The organism is Chloroflexota bacterium, from assembly GCA_018648225.1.
In the GTDB taxonomy this organism is placed as follows: domain Bacteria; phylum Chloroflexota; class Anaerolineae; order Anaerolineales; family UBA11858; genus NIOZ-UU35.
Window position 1 is genome coordinate 4,918 of record JABGRQ010000056.1, and the last position, 18,248, is coordinate 23,165.

General features: G+C 52.2%; 13 protein-coding genes. All 13 read left to right on the forward strand.

The features are described from left to right. Nucleotides 1–1,011: M20/M25/M40 family metallo-hydrolase (locus tag HN413_03605; GenBank protein ID MBT3389473.1), on the forward strand; the 1,011-nt coding region annotated here is incomplete at its 5' end. A 133-nt stretch (nt 1,012–1,144) separates the two neighbouring features. Beyond that, on the forward strand, nt 1,145–3,835 hold the full coding sequence (locus HN413_03610) for a GAF domain-containing protein (protein MBT3389474.1): 2,691 nt from the start codon (nt 1,145–1,147) through the stop codon (nt 3,833–3,835). 32 nt (nt 3,836–3,867) lie between these two features. Further along, entirely contained in the window at nt 3,868–4,587 is a 720-nt protein-coding gene (locus HN413_03615; GenBank protein ID MBT3389475.1) for a response regulator transcription factor, read from the forward strand. 280 nt (nt 4,588–4,867) lie between these two features. Continuing rightward, entirely contained in the window at nt 4,868–6,265 is a 1,398-nt protein-coding gene (locus HN413_03620) for an amino acid ABC transporter substrate-binding protein (GenBank protein MBT3389476.1), read from the forward strand. An 81-nt stretch (nt 6,266–6,346) separates the two neighbouring features. Next, complete coding sequence (locus HN413_03625; protein ID MBT3389477.1) at nt 6,347–7,213, forward strand: branched-chain amino acid ABC transporter permease; 867 nt, start codon at nt 6,347–6,349, stop codon at nt 7,211–7,213. Continuing rightward, complete coding sequence (locus HN413_03630; protein ID MBT3389478.1) at nt 7,210–8,181, forward strand: branched-chain amino acid ABC transporter permease; 972 nt, start codon at nt 7,210–7,212, stop codon at nt 8,179–8,181. The genes HN413_03625 and HN413_03630 overlap by 4 nt, the downstream gene beginning before the upstream one ends. After that, nucleotides 8,178–8,942 (forward strand): ABC transporter ATP-binding protein, encoded by a 765-nt coding sequence (locus tag HN413_03635; GenBank protein ID MBT3389479.1) that lies wholly within the window; start codon nt 8,178–8,180, stop codon nt 8,940–8,942. Before HN413_03630 ends, HN413_03635 begins: the two co-directional genes overlap by 4 nt. A gap of 2 nt (nt 8,943–8,944) precedes the next feature. Next, on the forward strand, nt 8,945–9,655 hold the full coding sequence (locus tag HN413_03640; protein ID MBT3389480.1) for an ABC transporter ATP-binding protein: 711 nt from the start codon (nt 8,945–8,947) through the stop codon (nt 9,653–9,655). Between the two features lie 192 nt (nt 9,656–9,847). Continuing rightward, on the forward strand, nt 9,848–10,495 hold the full coding sequence (locus HN413_03645) for a CBS domain-containing protein (protein ID MBT3389481.1): 648 nt from the start codon (nt 9,848–9,850) through the stop codon (nt 10,493–10,495). A gap of 90 nt (nt 10,496–10,585) precedes the next feature. Further along, nucleotides 10,586–13,417 carry a DEAD/DEAH box helicase gene (locus HN413_03650; protein ID MBT3389482.1) on the forward strand — a complete coding sequence of 944 codons (2,832 nt, stop codon included), beginning with the start codon at nt 10,586–10,588 and terminating at the stop codon, nt 13,415–13,417. A 282-nt stretch (nt 13,418–13,699) separates the two neighbouring features. Further along, a complete protein-coding gene (locus HN413_03655) occupies nt 13,700–16,033 on the forward strand; it encodes a DUF1287 domain-containing protein (protein MBT3389483.1) in 2,334 nt (777 codons plus the stop codon). 73 nt (nt 16,034–16,106) lie between these two features. Continuing rightward, nucleotides 16,107–17,216: a M23 family metallopeptidase gene (locus HN413_03660; protein MBT3389484.1), complete on the forward strand. Its 1,110-nt coding sequence runs from the start codon at nt 16,107–16,109 to the stop codon at nt 17,214–17,216. Nucleotides 17,217–17,275: 59 nt separating this feature from the next. Then, nucleotides 17,276–18,248 (forward strand): glycosyltransferase (locus HN413_03665; GenBank protein MBT3389485.1); only part of this gene is annotated, 973 nt, incomplete at its 3' end.

The following is an 18,248-nucleotide window of genomic DNA, read 5'->3' on the forward strand; positions in this document are numbered from 1 at the left end:
GATAAAGGGCATATCACCAGCCGCCTGTTTGCCATTGATGCAATGCTGGCCCAGGTCGATGAACTTCCCTGCAATATCAAATTTATCATCGAGGGCGAAGAAGAAATTGGCAGCGTGCATCTGCCTGAATTCATCGAAAAAAATCAGGAATTACTAGCCGCCGACGCCTGTGTATGGGAGTTTGGCATGGTCAATCATGAAGAAGTGCCCATGCAATATGTGGGCTTGCGCGGCATTTGCTACGTGGAACTTTCGGTCAAAACAGCCGATATTGATATTCACTCCGGGTTGGGCGGCTCAATTTTTCATAACGCCGCCTGGCGGTTGGTATGGGCGTTGAATACGCTCAAAGACGAGCATGAACGCATCCGCATACCGGGCTTCTACGATGCTGTGCTGCCCCCCAGCGAACGCGATATCGAACTGATGGGCGCGCTGCCGGATGTGGTCGAAGAATATCAAACCCGCTACGGTGTTAAATCTTTCCTCAAGGGCTTGACCGGCGGTGTTGATTTGCGTGTAGCGGAGGTATTCGAACCCACTTGCACAATCTGTGGTCTGACTTCGGGGTATCAAGGCCCCGGTTCAAAAACGGTGCTGCCTGCCCAGGCTTCGGCTAAAGTCGATTTTCGCCTGGTGCCCACGCAGACCCCCAAGCAAGTGCTGGAACAATTGCGGGCACATCTGGATGCGGAGGGATTCCCCGAGGTGGAGATCACCTTCCTCGGCGGCGGTCCAGCCGGACGTACAGACCCCGATGATCCCTTCATCCAGCTCGTGGTGGATACTGCCAGAGATGTGTACGGCGTCCCCATGCAAATTGTCCCCATGATCGGCGGCTCTGGCCCCAATTATCCCTTCGTGACCGTACTCAATCAGCCGGTTGCCACCGCCGGGGTTGGACATCCTGGCACGCAGGCTCACGCGCCAAATGAGAATGTGCGCCTGGATTTATACCTCAAACATGCCAAACATGTAGTTCGGATCATTGAAGCGTTTGCCAATGCATAGTGATTGTGTAAAAATAACTTCACGAAAAATGGGTTCAATCTGTGCAAATTGCTGCTCAATTCCCCAGGTCCTATTCAGATTGAACCCATATCATCATTCAGGCAAATCTCGGAGGCCTGAGTTCTCATAATTCATGAAACAACGCAGAATTCAACAAGACCTGGGCCTGAAATTGATGGCCTTGTATATTCTTTTCGTTGGTCCGGTGATTGCAGCGACGCTCTGGATTGCACATACGACTCAGAGTAATCTCGAAGATAATATCAAAGCTGCCGATCTGGCTTTGGCGCGGTCGATTGCCCAGGAAACAGATTTCGCCATGCGCAACGCGCTCCGGGCGATTGAAAAATTAGGCTCCTATGATGCGGTGATCGAAAACAATACCGCTGGCATGAATGAGATATTTAACAATTTTATGAGCGCGCGGCCAGAGGTCAATCTGGTGTATCGCCTCGACGAGACAGGGCAAATGGCTTTCCATTATCCAGTGGGGCCAACTTCGACAGTGGGAAATGACTTCTCGTTCCGGGAATATTTTTTACGCGCTCTGGCCTCAAGCGAACCGCTGATTTCGCACGGACGCATCTCGCCAACTACAAACCAGCCGGTAGCGACGGCAGTAATGCCGCTTTGGGATCATAAGGGGGGATTCCTGGGGGTTGTAGCCACCAATATTCGACTGGAAGCGCTCAGCCAAACCCTAACCAAGATTTCGCATGAGTATGATGACACCGAAGGTTTTGAAGTCTTTATTCTCGATGCAAGTAGCCAGATTGTTGCACACTCGAATACCGATTTACTTCTCACACAAATTCCGGAAAGCCACACCTATATCACAGACCCCTTGCTGCTTGGGCGCGTCGATTCGGTGATTGTGATCGCGCCCGATGGGATTGAGCGGCTTTACAGTTATGTGCCGGTGTCCAGCGCCGGTTGGGGCGTCATTGTCAGTCGGCCCGCAGAAGCCGCATTTTCTACGCCGCGCACATTTTATCGCAGTGCGCTAATTACACTGGTCATTTTCCTGATCACCTGTTTGATCTTCTGGGCGGGGCTAACCCGGTTAGTGATTCAACCCCTCGGAGCTATCGCTGCTTATAGTCGAACCATCGGGCAACCACACGATCTATCTCAAACGCGCGATACGATGCTGCCCACACTTGCCCACCGCCCCGATCAGGTGGGACGGCTGGCGCGCAGCATTATCCGTATGGAAGAATCTATTGAAGAGCGCTTCAAGGAGCTTTCCACCTTATTGGAAACGAGCGCATCGGTGGTCTCGACGCTTGAGCCACAAGCAGTACTCGACAGAATTCTGGAGGAGGTTGAACGCTTACTCCACTCCAGGATGATCGCTATTATCGCGCTGGATGAACAAGCCAGCATCTTCCGCGTGCGCGCCAGCCGCGGTTTATCCGAACACTATGTCAATCTAATCGCCATCGACCCCACTGAGCCACATTCGGTTTCTTTGCGCGCCCTGCGCACCGGAGAGCCGATCCAGATCAGTGACACGGAAACAAATCCATCTTTCGCCGCCGATCGAGCCGGGGCGCGCGCCGAAGGGTATCGCGCGGTATTGGCTCTTCCGCTCAACACACACTACGCGCCGCCTTCTGTGCTGCTGGTCTTTCGAGAAAAACCGCACGTCTTCACCGAACAGGAAATCTCCTTACTTTCTAACTTCGCTAATCACGCCGCTATGGCAATCGAAAATGCGGCTTTATTTGCTCGCAGCGATATGCGCTTGCAAGAACAAACCCGCCGTCTGGAAGCGCTGATCCTTTCACTAAACGCCGGGCTGATTCTGGCTGGCCCGGAGGGACGCGTGATTTATGCCAACCGGCGCATCAGCACGTTGAGCGAATTACCACTCCAGGCGATTACCGGCGCAGAGGTAAATCACATTCTGGAGCATATCCTCCGACACGCGACCGAACCGGAACAAAATCTCCAACGGATTAAAGATACACTGGTCAGCCAAGAAGAGCAAATTGCTGAATTCTTCCTGATCCAGCAAGGACGCACATTTTGGTATCGACTGCGCTCATTTACTGTCACCGATATTCGCGGCGTATCACTCGGTCAGGGCATTATTATCAACGATATTACCGCCGATCGCGAGTTGGACCGCATGAAATCGAATTTAATTTCAACGGTATCACATGAGTTGCGCACCCCACTCGCTTCTATTAAAGGGTATGCTTCCACCCTGCTGGCTATTGATGTTGAGTGGGATCATCAATCTCAACAAGACTTCCTAAAAATAATCTCGGATGAAGCTGATCGGCTCTCGATATTGGTAAACGAATTACTGGACCTTTCACGCATTGATGCGGGCAGCCTGAAAGTGGAGCGACGGCCTTGTGATTTAGGTCTGATCATCGAGCGCGCCGCCAAGCGCGCCAGCCCAACACCCGATTCTCGCTTGCAGGTGGAATTACCCTCCGACCTGCCTCAACTCTATGCCGACCAACGACGCATTGAGGTTGTCTTGCGCAATATTATCGAAAATGCCGCCAAATATTCGGGGCAAGATTCGCCGATTTATGTGCGCGCCAGTTTCGACGAAGATCAGATTACCGTAGCGGTGGCCGACGAAGGCCCTGGCATTCATCCCGATGAAGGCGAGCGCATCTTCAATAGTTTTTATCGAATCGAAAATGGCCTATCTCGCAACACGTCGGGCGCCGGTTTGGGGCTGGCGATCTGTAAAGGCTTTGTACAGGCGCACCAGGGCACTATTTGGCTGGAACCCACCGAACGCGGCGCCTGCTTCATGTTCTCGCTGCCTCGCATTCCAGAGGACAGCAATTCAGAATGATCCTGCTTGCGGCAGCGCAAGTTTTGTGAAGGATGGAAATAATGAATAATCCAGTAGTACTGGTTGTAGACGATGAAAAAACACTGCGCGATTTTGTGCGGCGCAATCTGGAAGTACGCAGCTTTGGAGTCGTTACTGCGGCGAATGGGCTTGAAGCGTTGGCAATCTTCAATACGCAAAATATCGATCTGGTCATTCTGGATATGATGATGCCGCGTATGGATGGTCTGGAAACCACCCGGCGTATTCGACAACATTCGACGGTTCCGATTATTATTTTGACAGCGCTGGACGAAGAAAGCGATAAAGTACGCGCCTTCGATCTGGGGGCAGACGATTATTTGACAAAACCCTTTGGTGTGGGCGAACTACTGGCACGCGTCAAAGCTGTATTACGCCGCTCGCGCTGGGCCGAATCGCCTACGCGCCAGGGTCAGTTGATTCACGGAGAAATCATCGTGGATTTGGAGCGGCACAGCGTTAGCGTGCGCGGGCAGGGCATCAAGCTAACGCCAACCGAATTCAATTTGCTCATCTATTTGATGGAGCACGCCGGAAAAGTGCTGCCGCACCAGGCGATTCTCAGACATGTATGGGGGCCAGAATACGGCGAAGAAACCGAGTATTTGCGGGTATATATTGGGCATCTACGCCAAAAAATTGAGCTTGACCCATCCAACCCACGATGTTTGCTTACAGAACGGGGGATTGGGTATCGCTTTGAACCCCCCGTGCAATATATCACTAAATAAGATTTTTGTTCTTCCGGCAGGAGAAAGTTCAAAAGCGAATTACGGATAATTTTAGGGGGAATTTATATTGTTTTTAGGTTAGCAGCTTTTTTTTTATCTTTTCTTTGCAAATTCTCACTATAATCAGTTCCACTAGCGCGGAAACCGCGTCGTAGAATTATGATTACCGCTTCACTTGGACAAATTCTATTCTATTCAAGTCAAGGAGGTGTGTCTAAGAAAAAAAGGTAATAAAGGTGTTCAATCATTAGGATCATTAAAGTTATTTCGGAGGAATGGAATGAAACGACTATTTACGTTACTTTTTGCTTTACTGGTTGTTAGCACTTTGGTATTGGCTGCCTGCTCACCTGCGCCAGCAGAAGCACCCGCGGCTGAAGAAATGGCGGAAGAAGCTGCTCCTGCCGAAGAAGAGGCCGCTCCCGCCGAGGAAGCTGCGGCTGAAGAAGAAATGGCAGAAGAAGTTGCGCCTGCCGAGGAAGCTGCTTCAGCCCCCGAGCCAGTTACTGTGGTTATCGGCTTTACCTCCTCGATAACCGGCTCTCAGGAAGTCTCTTCCAAGCGTCAGGTGAACGGCTTCTCCCTGTGGATGAATCAGGTCAACGAAGCCGGTGGCGTCACACTCAGCGATGGCACAGTCGTCACGTTTGAATTTGTCACCTATGATGATGAATCTACCGCTGAGCGCGTACAGGAACTGTACACCCGTCTGATTTCTGAAGACAACGCCGATTTCTTGATCAGCCCCTATTCGTCAGGTCTGACCTCCGCGGCTTCCATCGTTGCAGAACAAAACGGCAAGGTTATGATTACCACCGGCGCAGCCGACGATGCCGCCTACAAGACCGGCAATACCGGTCTCTTCCAACTCTACACCCCCGGAAGCCTGTATATGTCCAGCACAGTGGATATGCTTCAGGGACTCGATCCCGATGCCAAAATCGCCCTGGTCTACGAAGCCGCAAAATTCTCCACCAGCGTTGTCGAAGGTATCAAACCCTATCTTGCAGATCGAGGCTTTGAAGTCGTTCTGGAAGAAAGCTACGCATCCGACACGGCTGACTTCGGCCCAATCGTCAACAAGATTGCCGGATCCGGCGCAACCGTATTACTCGGCGGCGGTCATTATAATGATGGCACGGCTCTGGCTCGCGCCCTTTACGAGCGTCAGATTGGCCTAAACTTTGCTTATCTGTTGGTCGCCCCTGCCGACTCCAAGTTCCCGGAATTGGGCGATGCGGCTCTTGGCATTGCTGTTTCCAGCCAATGGGAACTCGCAGCTACTCATACCGAAGCCGAAGCAGCTAACATGGGCATGGAATGGTTTGGCCCCACGGGCGAAGATTTCGCAGCCGCCTATGAAGCCGTTGCTGGCGATCCCCCCACCTATCACGCCGCCGGAGGCTATACAGCAGGCCTGTTACTCCAGAAGGCCATCATCAATGCCGATTCGGCTGACCCCGAAGCCGTTAAAGCCGCTTTGAATGCCATGGATCTGATGACCTTCTATGGTGGCATCCAATTCGACACATCCGAAGAAGCGCATGGTTTGCAAATCGCGCACAAAATGGTTGTAGCCCAGTGGCAGATGAATGACGCTGGCGAGTTGACGCGCGTGATCATTGCGCCCGCCGATGTCGCCACCGCCGAGCCGCTCTATCCGATCCCGGCTCCATAATCCACATCAACAATTCAAACATCCCTTCAGGACAAATATCTGAAGGGATGTTTGAAATTCTGACTTTTATTGGGAGCCACTATGCAACAAATTAACTTGCTTCTAACTTCTCTGCCCGATGGTATTTTACTGGGATTCGTTTATGGCGTCGTCGCCATGGGGCTGACATTAATTTGGGGTGTAATGAATGTCATCAATCTGTCACATGGGCCAATCATCGCGTTGGGAATGTTCAGCACCTTCATCTTGTTCATTCGCATGGGCATCAACCCCTATTTGGGCCTCATCCTGGTCGCAGTTTTGGGGTTGTTGCTGGGAATTTTAATTTACTTTATAGCTGTCCACCGGGTGATCAACGCGCCACACCTCTCTTCGCTTCTGGCTACATTCTCAGTCAATATGATTATCATTGGGATTGGAACAGCCGTCTTCACCACATCACCCTATAATGTAGATTTCAACCTGGGCAGCTTTCCATTAGGAAATACAACAATACTCGGTACTCGGCTGGTTGCTGCACTCATCGCCTTAGTGGTCACCGGTGGATTGTATTTCTTCCTGTATAGAACCCGCCCCGGAAAATATATCCGCGCAGTTGCCAATAATCGCTCCGCTGCGGAGCTGATGGGCATCCCATCTACAAGAATTCTGGCGCTCAGCTTTGGGATTGGAACGATGCTTGCCGCGATTTCGGGAGCCTTAATCGCTACTTTTTTTCCTTTCAACATTCTTTCAGGCGCCAACTACGAACTCAAAAGCTTCGTCATCGGCGTGTTGGGTGGCTTAGGGAATCCAGTGGGCGCGCTTTTTGGCGGGCTGATTCTGGGCATGCTTGAAGGCATCATCCCCGCTTTTCTGGAAACATCTTGGGTGCCAGTAATCGAGTTTGGTTTATTCGTTCTGATCTTATTGGTTCGCCCAAGCGGCCTCTTTGGAGCAAAAAAATGAAAAACTGGCGGAATCATCTCGGTCTTGTCGTCCCGTTGCTGGTGATTATAGGTATGGCTATCTGGCCCGCCCTATCGGGAAGTGTTTCGAACCGCGAGAGTATTTTTACCATTCTAAAAGCCATTGCTCTGGCCTCCAGCCTAAATATATTGCTGGGCTATACAGGGTATGTCAGCTTTGGGCATATTGTTTTCTACGGTTTTGGCGGTTATGTGGGCCTGTACCTGGTGAATGGTTTGGGATGGTCCATCTGGGCGGGGATGCTGATGGGCGGAATTGCATCAGCGATACTAGCTTATGTTTTGGGAAAAGCGATCTTGCGGTTACGCGGGGCATATTTTGCACTGGCTACCATCGGGATTAACGAGGCTATGAAAGCTTTTGTTAATAATTTTGACTTGTTCGGCGGGCCGATTGGCATGACCCTGAACTTCTCGGTGTATAAATCATACGGAGGGGCAGCTCAAGCATTAAATATGGCGTTTTATATCATGGCTGGTCTGACGGCCATTGCGCTCGTCATCAGTCATCTTGTGCGCACGTCAAAATTTGGCCTGGGTTTGCAAGCGATCCGCGAGGATGAAGATGCCGCCGAGGTGATGGGTGTCATTGCACCCAACGCCAAAACCTGGGCGTATGTACTCTCGGCACTGATACCGGGTATGGTAGGCGTGCTCTTTTTCTTCAAGAACGGCAATGTCGAGCCCCATGTGGCCTTCCCGCTGCACGCTTCGATTGAGTTACTCGTCATGGTGATGCTGGGCGGGCAAGGTACAGTACTCGGCCCGATCTTGGGCGCATTTGCCTACCAGGGAATGCGCGGTTATTTTGTGACAAGCGATTTCTTTAAGAATATTCAATTGTCTGTATCTGGCGTTTTATTGCTGCTCATCGTGTTATTTATCCCGGCAGGCGCTATTGGCTGGCTTCGTAATCGTGTGCCAGTACTTCGGAGGGTATTGCAATGAGTATTATTTTACAAGTAGAAGGCGTATCCAAGAACTTTGGCGGCCTTAAAGCGCTCTCCAACGTCACATTCGACCTCCCCGAAGGCCAGATCATGGGTCTGATTGGCCCCAACGGCGCTGGAAAGACCACGCTTTTCAATGTGATTAATGGCGTTTATCCGGCAAGTGAAGGCCGGGTTATGTTTCGTGGAAAAAATGTCACCGGATTAAAGACCTACGAAATGGCTCGCAAAGGACTGGCGCGGACACATCAAGTTGTTAAACCGCTCAATGAACTTACTGTACTCGAAAACGCAGTCGTTGGGGCATGTTTTGGCCGCCACGGCTACGGATTGCGCAAAGCTTCCGAGGTGGCGATGGAAGTGCTGCAATTCGTAGGGCTGGAAGAGCGCGTCGAACAACTGGCCGCCAGCCTGAATATCGCTCAGAAAAAACGCCTTGAATTGGCGCGCGCCCTCTCCGCCCAACCCGAAATCATCCTGCTCGATGAAGTTCTGGCTGGGTTAAACCCCTCCGAGATTGCCGCCATGGTCGAAACCGTACACAAGATTCGTGAACAAGGCACCACCATCATTATGATCGAGCATGTTATGGACGCGGTGATGAATGTTTCCGATCGCATGATTGTGCTTAACTTTGGTGCGCAAATTGCCGAGGGGACTCCCGATGAAATCAAAAATAACCCGCGCGTGATCGAAGCCTATCTGGGCGATCCCAAGCTGGCTGAAAAACTGATGCGGCAGCATGAGCAAGAGGTATAGCCATGAGTATTCTTGAAATCAAAGACGTGACTTCCGGATACGGTGAAGTCCAAATTCTCTGGGGCGCAACCATGTCGCTCGAACCCGGCAAACTTACTTCGCTAGTTGGGACCAACGGCGCAGGAAAAACCACCATGTTGCGCACCATCATGGGATTACTAAAGCCCTGGAGCGGTTCCATCCATTTCAATGGTGAGGATATTAGCAAACTCTCAGCACATGAAAAGGCCGCCCACGGGCTGATTCTTGTCCCTGAGGGCAGGCAACTCTTCACCGACATGAGTGTGGTCGAAAACCTTGAGATGGGGGCATCGCCGCCACGCGCGCGCCCACACATCGATAAAAATTTCAAACTGGTTTACGAAATGTTCCCACGACTTCTGGAACGCAAAAATCAAAAATCCGGCACTCTGAGCGGTGGCGAACAACAGATGCTCGCCGTAGCACGCGGCATTATGGGCGAACCAATCATCTTGATGATGGATGAACTCTCGCTGGGATTGGCTCCGGTGCTGGTGCTGGATCTATTTGAAGGGCTGGGTCGCCTCAAAGAGGCTGGCATCTCCATGCTCCTGGTCGAGCAAAATGTACAGATGGCGCTGGCAATTAGCGATTACGGGTTTGTATTATCACACGGCAAAGTAGAACTTCAGGGCACGCCGCGCGAACTTATCAATAATGAACATATCCAGGCAGCCTATCTCGGCGGCTAGCGGGAAAAATAGGTCATTCGTTTTTTATGATGACTATCACTAATCGCTCGGCTTATTTACCGGTATACTGAAAATAGCTCTTTGGGAATTGCCGAAGTTACCCCCAGATATAGGGGAAAACCCGTCATTCAAAAAGGAACTAAACAAAAAACAGGTTGAGAGTAGTTGCCTTTTTTCAATAAGGAGTAAACCATGTTAGTAGGCGAAAGAATGTCTCATCCGGTAATTACGATTGCGCCAGACTTACCCATCACCGAAGCGGTTAACCTGATGCGCAAGGAACATATTCGCCGTACACCGGTAGTTAAAGGCGGCAAACTGGTTGGGATTGTATCGGACAAAGACTTGCTCAACGCATCCCCCTCCCCAGCGACTTCCCTAAGTATCTGGGAAATGAATTATCTGCTTAGTAAAATCAAAGTAGAAGATGTAATGACAGCGGAGATTCTCTCCATCGATGTAGATACTCCAGTTGAAGAAGCAGCCCGCATCATGGCGGATAATAAAATCGGCGGCTTGCCCGTGATGAAGAATAACCGAGTTGTTGGCATGATCACTGAAACCGATCTCTTCAAAATTTTCCTTGAATTGATGGGCGCCAGAGAAAAGGGCATCCGCGTCACTGCCATGATCCCCGAAAAAGTTGGTGAGCTGGCAGATCTCACAAAGGCCATTGCAGAAGCCGGTGGCAACTTCATTTCATTTGGGCAAACCGCAGGTGAAGACCCCAGCAACCGTGAAGTCACATTTAAAGTTTCCGGCCTTGATGAAAGCAAAGTAAAAAAAGCGATTGATCCGTTTATTGAAAAAATTACGGACATCCGTCTCTGTTGCCCATAAAAATCCCTAAAATTTAGCAAAAAAACAGGGTGCGTGCAGCGTTATATGTTGCCCGCACCCTGTTTTTGCATTTACAGTATAATTCTCTACATGACAACTACCATCGTAGCACTGGATATTGAAACAACTGGATTGAATCCAAAATCGGATAGCATCACCGAAATTGGCGCGATACGCTTTCGTGGCAGCCGGATTGACGGCGAATGGCACAGTCTCATCAACCCCGGAAAGCGCATACCTTCCCATATCACACAATTAACCGGTATCACCGATGCAATGGTGCGCGACAAACCTTCGATCCACGAAGTGCTTCACGATCTGGTTGATTTTGTCGGCGATGCGCCCGTACTGGGACATAACGTGCGCTTTGATCTCGGTTTTTTGCAACAGCATGGAATTTTGCATTCCAACGAACCCCTGGACACCTACGAAATGGCCGCCGTATTGATGCCAAACGCCGGACGGTATGCGCTCGGCGCGCTGGCCCAGGCGCTCGGTATCATCTTGCCTGCCACACACCGCGCTCTGGATGACGCCAAAGTTACTCATCGTGTCTATCTCCAACTCTATGAAGCCGCTCTCGAACTACCCATCGAAATTTTGGGCGAAATTGTCCGACTTGGCGATGATATCGAAAATTGGGGGGGGTATGGGTTGTTTTTTGAAGTGCTGCGCGCGCGCTCGAAAGAAGTTATCCCTGCCCGCAAAGCACGCGGCGGATTCTTTGGCCCATTATTCAGCGCACAACAGCCACCCCCACAAACGCTCACGCCGCTTGAACCTACCATCCCCCTAGACAGCGACGAAGTTGCCTCCGTCCTCGAATACGGCGGAGAATTCTCAAAATTTTTTGAGAATTACGAACATCGCCCGGAACAAGTTGAAATGCTGCGCTCCATCAGCGATGCGCTTTCACAAGGTCGGCATTTGATGGTAGAGGCGGGCACCGGCGTAGGAAAATCGTTTGCCTATTTAATTCCGGCAGCGCTGTGGGCCTTGAAAAATGAGCATCGCGTGGTGATCTCTACCAATACCATCAACCTACAAGATCAGCTAATCAACAAAGATATCCCTGACCTGCAAGAAGCGCTAAATTTAAAAGTAGCTGCAACGGTGCTCAAAGGCCGCAATAATTATCTTTGCCCGCGCCGCCTGGAACAAATGCGCCGCCGCGGGCCAGATACGGCGGAAGAATTGCGCGTTCTGGCCAAGATCATGGTTTGGCTGCAAAGTGGTGGTAATGGCGACCGCGGGAATATCAACCTAAATGGCCCGATTGAGCGCGAAATTTGGGGCAAATTATCTGCCGCAGATGATGGCTGCTCTGCTGATAATTGTGTTAAACATACTGGGGGAGCCTGTCCCTTTTATCGCGCCCGCCAATCGGCACAAAACGCGCATCTAATTGTCGTGAACCACGCCCTCCTGCTGGCCGATGTCGCCACCGGCAGCCGCGTACTTCCCGAATATCAGTATCTGATTATCGATGAGGCCCACCACCTTGAAGATGCCAGCACCAACGCGCTCAGTTTCCGCGCCACACAATCTGACTTTATTCGCTTGCTGCGCGAATTGGGCAGCTACCGCACCGGAGCATCCAGCGGGCTTTCGGGCTTGATGGGACGTTTGTTGTCACTGCTGCACGACGGAGTGAGTCCCAGCGAGTATGCCGGAATCAGCCACCTGGTCGAGCGCGCCAGCGATCACGCCTTTCAACTGGAAAGCCTTTCGCGCGCTTTCTTTGAAACCATCGATCATTTTCTGTTCGAGCAACGCGAGGGCCAGGCAATTGGCCCCTACGCGCAGCAGGTACGCATTTTGCCAGGGACGCGCGTCCAGCCCGCCTGGTTGGAAGTTGAAGTTTCGTGGGAAGATACTCACCAAATGGCCACCGCCCTGCTTGGCAAAATTGAACAAATTGCTAAGGCAATTCACGATATTGGCGAGGCTGGTTTCAGCGATGTTGACGCGCTCGAAGAGCAATACCACGAAATTATAAACGCCTACAAACGATTGCGCGAATTAATCGAAAATGTGGAAGCGCTGGTTTTTGAGCCACAGCCCGAACAGATTTACTGGGCCGAAATTCGCGCCAACGGACGCGGCATTACCCTGCAGGCCGCCCCGCTGCATATTGGGCCGTTGGTGCAAGAACATCTCTGGCACGAAAAAATTTCCATGATTCTGACATCGGCAACACTGACGACGGCGGGCGAATTTGACTACTTGCGCGGGCGGCTCAGCGCCGAAGATGCCGAAGAACTGGCGCTCGGTTCTCCCTTCGATTACGAAAATTCTACACTGCTCTATATCCCTAATAATATCCCTGAACCGAGTGACCGCAACGGGCACCAGCGTGCCATCGAAAGCAGCCTGATACATCTTGCCAAAGCAACCGGCGGGCGTATGTTGGCGCTGTTTACATCGTATGCGCAACTCCAACGCACTTCACGCGCGATTTCATCGGCGCTGGGCGACGCGGGGATTCTGGTTTTCGAGCAGGGCGAAGGCGCTTCGCCGCATTCTTTGCTGGAAAGTTTCCGTGCCGCAGATCAGGCTGTTTTATTGGGGACACGCGCCTTCTGGGAGGGGGTTGACATCCCCGGAGATGATCTCTCGGTGTTGGTGATCGTCAAACTCCCCTTTGGGGTGCCCTCCGACCCGGTGATTGCTGCCCGCTCCGAGACCTTTGAGCAACCCTTCTACCAGTATACGATCCCCGAAGCGATTCTGGAGTTTCGACAAGGGTTCGGCCGCTTGATCCGCACCGAGTTTGACCGCGGTGTGGCTGTGATTCTGGACCGTCGCGTAATCTCAAAGAGCTACGGACGTTCCTTCGTCGATTCTCTCCCGCAATGCACCACGCGTGTTGGGCCATTGCAAAATCTTCCAGATGAAGCCACACGCTGGTTAAATTTGTAATTTTTTGTATGGGTCAATAGGAGCTTGAACAGTGAAACCAGCATCGTCATTCCGAGCGCAGCAAGCGTAGCGAGGAATCCCTTTGAAGCGGTTTGATTCATCACTCGTATAGGCACTTCTCAACATTCCGGTTAGGGATTCTTCACTCCGCTGCGCTCCGTTCAGAATGACGCGTCTTCAAGCTTTTGTCGACGATTTCATAATTTGTAAAGTTTCACCACAAAGGGACACAAAACTCTTATTAGCTATCTTCGTGCTTCTTTGTTTAGTATTTCCACACAGATGAAATATAAACTCCCCTTTCTCTTTTGCGTCTTCGCGCTAACAATTTCCCCCGTGAGCGCACAAATCCAGACCGAACCGCGCCTTGTATCTCTCTCATCCATCGGCGAGATGGGCAATATGCCATCCAGCCATGCAAGCCTTTCTGGCGATGGACGTTTTGTGGCCTTTCGCTCGGAGGCAAATAATCTGGTCGAAGGGGATACGAATACCTTGGCCGATATTTTCGTCCACGACCGGCTAAACGCAACCACCGAACGCGTTTCAATTTCATCCATCGGCGAGCAAACCGATGCCCCCGCCGAACAGCCCATGCTCTCAACGAATGGGCGCGTGGTTGTTTTTCAATCGACTGCATTAACGCTCGTTCCTGGGTTGGCACAAAGCGAGCACTACAGCCATATTTATGCGTATGACCGATTAACAGGCATCTCAGAACGCATTTCAGTCAACAACCGCGGCGAAAGCGGAAATGGCAATTCGCGCAACCCCAGCATCTCGGCCACGGGGCGTTATATAGCCTTTATGTCTCACGCCAGCAACCTGGTTCTGGGAGATACGAATGACGCCAGTGATGTCTTCATCCACGACCGCCTGAGCGGGCACACAACCCGCGTTTCGGTGGGCACACGCGGGCAGGAGGGCAACGCCGACTCCGGCGAGCAACTGGCGATCGCATCCGATGGGCATACCGTCGTTTTCTCATCGCAAGCCACAACATTGGCGACGTCTTTCGACAGCGAAATCCGTCTCTATTATCACAACCGCGTGACAGCCGAAACTTCGTATCTGAACTTTCCGGCAGATGGCCGTCAACGCGAGTTACTGCAAATCACCAGTTCCAGCGACGCGGTCACCTTTGTTGGCCTGGCGCAGCTTAACGCCAATACCTTCGAAATCTTGCTCTTCAAACCCTATAACTACACCGCCGAAAGCCTCGCCACCCTGCCCGCCAGCAGCGCCATCGGCCCGCAAATTGCCCTTTCGGGAGATGGGTTTACACTCATTTCAACCCAATCCGCGGAAAACAACAGCAACCAGATGCAGCAAGTTGACCTGCATACCACTGAAACCATTACGCTTACACCCGCCAATGTTGAATCCGTAGCTATCTCACAAGACGGACATTCGATTGCCTATGCGCAAAACGATGCTCGCGGCGTGGCGCAGATTTATCTGTTCGCCGAAGGGCAAGCGGGGCTTACCTTCAGCGGGCGAGTCACTGACGCGCTTGGCAGCCCACTGGGATTCGTAAATATCGCAACGTCAGATGGAGAGACTGTCTACACCGATGAGAATGGATATTTCTTCTTTGGCAGCCACCCACCCGGGGTTACAGTTCTGACTCCTGCCAAAGACGGGTATACCTTTGGGCCGCGCACCAGGTTAGTTAATATTGACGCCACCCTCGCCGACATCCACTTCACAGCCTATCCCGAAAATATCCTCGCTGAGGCAGCGAAAGACCTGGGAATGCCATATGCCGCCGAGCGTGGCGAAAGCGGCGCTTTCCACGGCTACGCAGCGGGCTATTGCACCGATCTGGTGCTGGACGCTTATACATGGGGGGCCGAATTCAACATCCAGGCCGCGCTGGAACAAGATTACCGCGCTCAGCCGGAGCATTTTTATAATTGGCGGGATGCCCGCAACGCCCACGATATGTGGCGCTATCTGAGTTATTCCGGGCAAATGCTGGCGCACGCGCTGCCCTATTTGCCGGGCGATATTGTCTTTTTCGACCTGAGCGAAGATGGCGAGATCGATCATGTGAGTCTGGTTTCGGAGATTGATGAGCAAAATCGTCCCTTCCAGATGTACGATGCCACGGGAAAGATCGCTGATAACCCCGATGGGCTGGCAAATGAATTACGCTGGGTTGAATTTCATGAACGCACCGTACGCGGTCACGCCCGCTGGTCAGGGCTGTTTGAGCCAATGGTGCCAGATCTGCCCGGCGAGATGTATCTACAGGCCGCGTTGGGCTCTGCCGTGGCGGAATTACGCCTGATCGACCCGCAGGGGAACAGCCTAACCCAGACACAACGCGACACCCGCGGCGGCACGTTCGTTGACCTGGGTTGGGAGCAAAGTGTGAGCGTGATCTCGCCCCTGGAGCTTGGTGAGAATTATATTGTCGAGCTTCATAACCCCGACGCGGAGACAGCCGTGTTCACTTTCTTGGCCCACACCATCCAGGACGGTATTGTGACTACACGCGTGGACCACAAAGCCGCGCTTGCACCTGACGAAACGCTGCTGCTGCGGTTGCAACTCTCGCTGGATGAAGCCGGGCAATTGGCGTTAAGCATGCCGGAGTTGGAAACTGAATGAAGGAAGACGGAAGGCAGAGGGTGAATTGCAGACTTTGCCCGTTCCCAGTCTTCAGTCTTCGGTCAAATAAACCATGAAACGAATCATAGCATTTACTTTCCTGTTGATCGCCCTTAGCGCCTGTACGCGTTCCTCGACAGGTGAAGTTGCGCTGTATACCACGCCCACGCCGGATGTTAGCGCAATTGCCGCGGTGGAACAGAGCATTCAGCAAGTGATCCAGGATGAGGGCGAAAATGTACTCGCCTTCATCGTCGCAGAAATCAGTGTTGAGAATATCCGTATCTCACAAGATGGGCTATACGCAGTTGGCTGGCTGATCCCGATTGACCCGGAAACAAATATTCCTGTGCCCATCGAGCCGGGTCTGGTGCTGCTGCAAAAAGATGCGACCGACTGGCGCGTCTGGATGCCCACCACACCGGGCTGGTATGAGATGCTTGCCATCATCCCCGATGAAATTCTCTCCGAGCGGCATAAAGAAGTCTGGGCAAAGCGCGTTGGCGCTCAAATTGAAGCCGCACAACCTGCCGCCGCGCTGACCGGCTACAAATTGCCCTGGGAGGCTGGCATCAGCCGCTATCTCACCCAAAGCACCTGCCACGACCAATACACACCCAGCGGCAACGCACATTACGCCTTCGATTTCTCAACCTACGGCGAGCTGTGGAATATCTACGCGGCCAAAGGCGGAATTGTGTGGTTGTGGAAAGACGATATCCCCACCTGCTACGAATATACCTGCTCCGACACGCAGCCTCTGGGCAATTATATGGTCATCAAAGATACCAGCACTAATCCGGTCAGCTACCAGCTTTATCTACACCTTAAGCAAAACAGCATCCCTGCCGAACTCAAAACCCTAGGCACATCCATAGCACAAGGACAATTTATCGGCAATGTGGACAACACCGGGCAAAGCTGGGGGCATCATCTGCACTTCCAGGTGCAGGTTCCGTTGTACGGTGAAAACTACTATTGGGGACGCTCCATCGATATTGTGTTCGATGATGTGGATATCAACGGGGGCAGGCCGCGCCTCAAAAGTAGTTGGTGCGATGACGAAGCCTATTGCACCTTCCCCGGCGATGTGTGCAACGATTTCCGGGCAACATACACTTCCCAAAACACAATCGTCGAAGATGGGCCAATATTGATCTATTTCCCGTTCATCACGCGATAAAAGACGGATGACCGGAGACTGGAGACGGGGCCGCGCCCATTCCGCATTCAGCATTTCCAATGCACATCACCCTCCTCACCAGCACTTACCCCCGCTTTTCCGGTGATGGGGCCGCGCCCTTTGTGCAATCCATTGCCGAGGGATTGGCGAAATTAGGGCATCAGATTGATGTAATTGCACCCGATGATATTCTGGTCGCCCCTTACGAAAACAGCGCGCCGATCACAGTACACCGCTTCCGCTATTTTTGGCCGCGCCGTTGGCAGATCATGGGTCACGCCCGCGCCCTGGCCGGAGACACACGCCTGCGCCCGGCAACCTACCTGCAATTGCCATTTTTTTTGTTGGCCGAACTCATCACCTTGCTGCGCGTCACTAAAATTCAAAACAGCGATTTCATCTATGTCCATTGGGTGCTGCCCAACGGCCCGGCGGCGGCGCTGGCGGCAAGAATTCGGCGCATTCCTCTGGCGATCAGCTTGCACGGTTCGGATATTTACGTGGCAAACAAGCGCCGCATCTTTGGCGCAGTGGCACGTTGGAGTTTTCGACAGGCGCGCTGCGTGACGGCTTGCAGCCCCGAACTGCGTGATGCGGCGCGCAAACTGGGAGCGCCGGACGAAACGCGGCTCATGGCCTGGGGCGTAGACCCGGAGCGATTCCACCCTCAAGCAGTCCGCGCAGACTTGCGCTCAAAGTTCAATCTCCCCGCTGAAACGCAGATCATTGCCGCGCTGGGACGGCTGGTACCCAAAAAGGGCTTTGATATATTGCTACGCGCCTGGGCATTGCTTGCGCCCGAATTCCCCTCGGCGCGCCTGCTTATCGGCGGCGAGGGAGAACAGCACAAATATTTAGTTGCGCTGACCGAAGAATTAAATATCCAAGATAAAGTAGTTTTTGCGGGGCAAATTCCCTGGCATAAAACCCCATCGTTCCTGACACAGGCTGATATTTTTGTACTCCCCTCGCGCCAGGATTGCTTTGGCAATCGCGACGGCCTACCGACAGTTTTACTGGAAGCAATGAGTT

Bases quoted from the DNA above. Each gene is read 5' to 3' on its own strand.
- HN413_03660 (MBT3389484.1), top strand. From the start codon at position 16,107: ATGAAACGAATCATAGCATTTACTTTCCTGTTGATCGCCCTTAGCGCC.
- HN413_03645 (MBT3389481.1), top strand. From the start codon at position 9,848: ATGTTAGTAGGCGAAAGAATGTCTCATCCGGTAATTACGATTGCGCCA.
- HN413_03635 (MBT3389479.1), top strand. From the start codon at position 8,178: ATGAGTATTATTTTACAAGTAGAAGGCGTATCCAAGAACTTTGGCGGC.
- HN413_03640 (MBT3389480.1), top strand. From the start codon at position 8,945: ATGAGTATTCTTGAAATCAAAGACGTGACTTCCGGATACGGTGAAGTC.
- HN413_03620 (MBT3389476.1), top strand. From the start codon at position 4,868: ATGAAACGACTATTTACGTTACTTTTTGCTTTACTGGTTGTTAGCACT.
- HN413_03615 (MBT3389475.1), top strand. From the start codon at position 3,868: ATGGAAATAATGAATAATCCAGTAGTACTGGTTGTAGACGATGAAAAA.
- HN413_03655 (MBT3389483.1), top strand. From the start codon at position 13,700: ATGAAATATAAACTCCCCTTTCTCTTTTGCGTCTTCGCGCTAACAATT.
- HN413_03630 (MBT3389478.1), top strand. From the start codon at position 7,210: ATGAAAAACTGGCGGAATCATCTCGGTCTTGTCGTCCCGTTGCTGGTG.
- HN413_03625 (MBT3389477.1), top strand. From the start codon at position 6,347: ATGCAACAAATTAACTTGCTTCTAACTTCTCTGCCCGATGGTATTTTA.
- HN413_03610 (MBT3389474.1), top strand. From the start codon at position 1,145: ATGAAACAACGCAGAATTCAACAAGACCTGGGCCTGAAATTGATGGCC.
- HN413_03650 (MBT3389482.1), top strand. From the start codon at position 10,586: ATGACAACTACCATCGTAGCACTGGATATTGAAACAACTGGATTGAAT.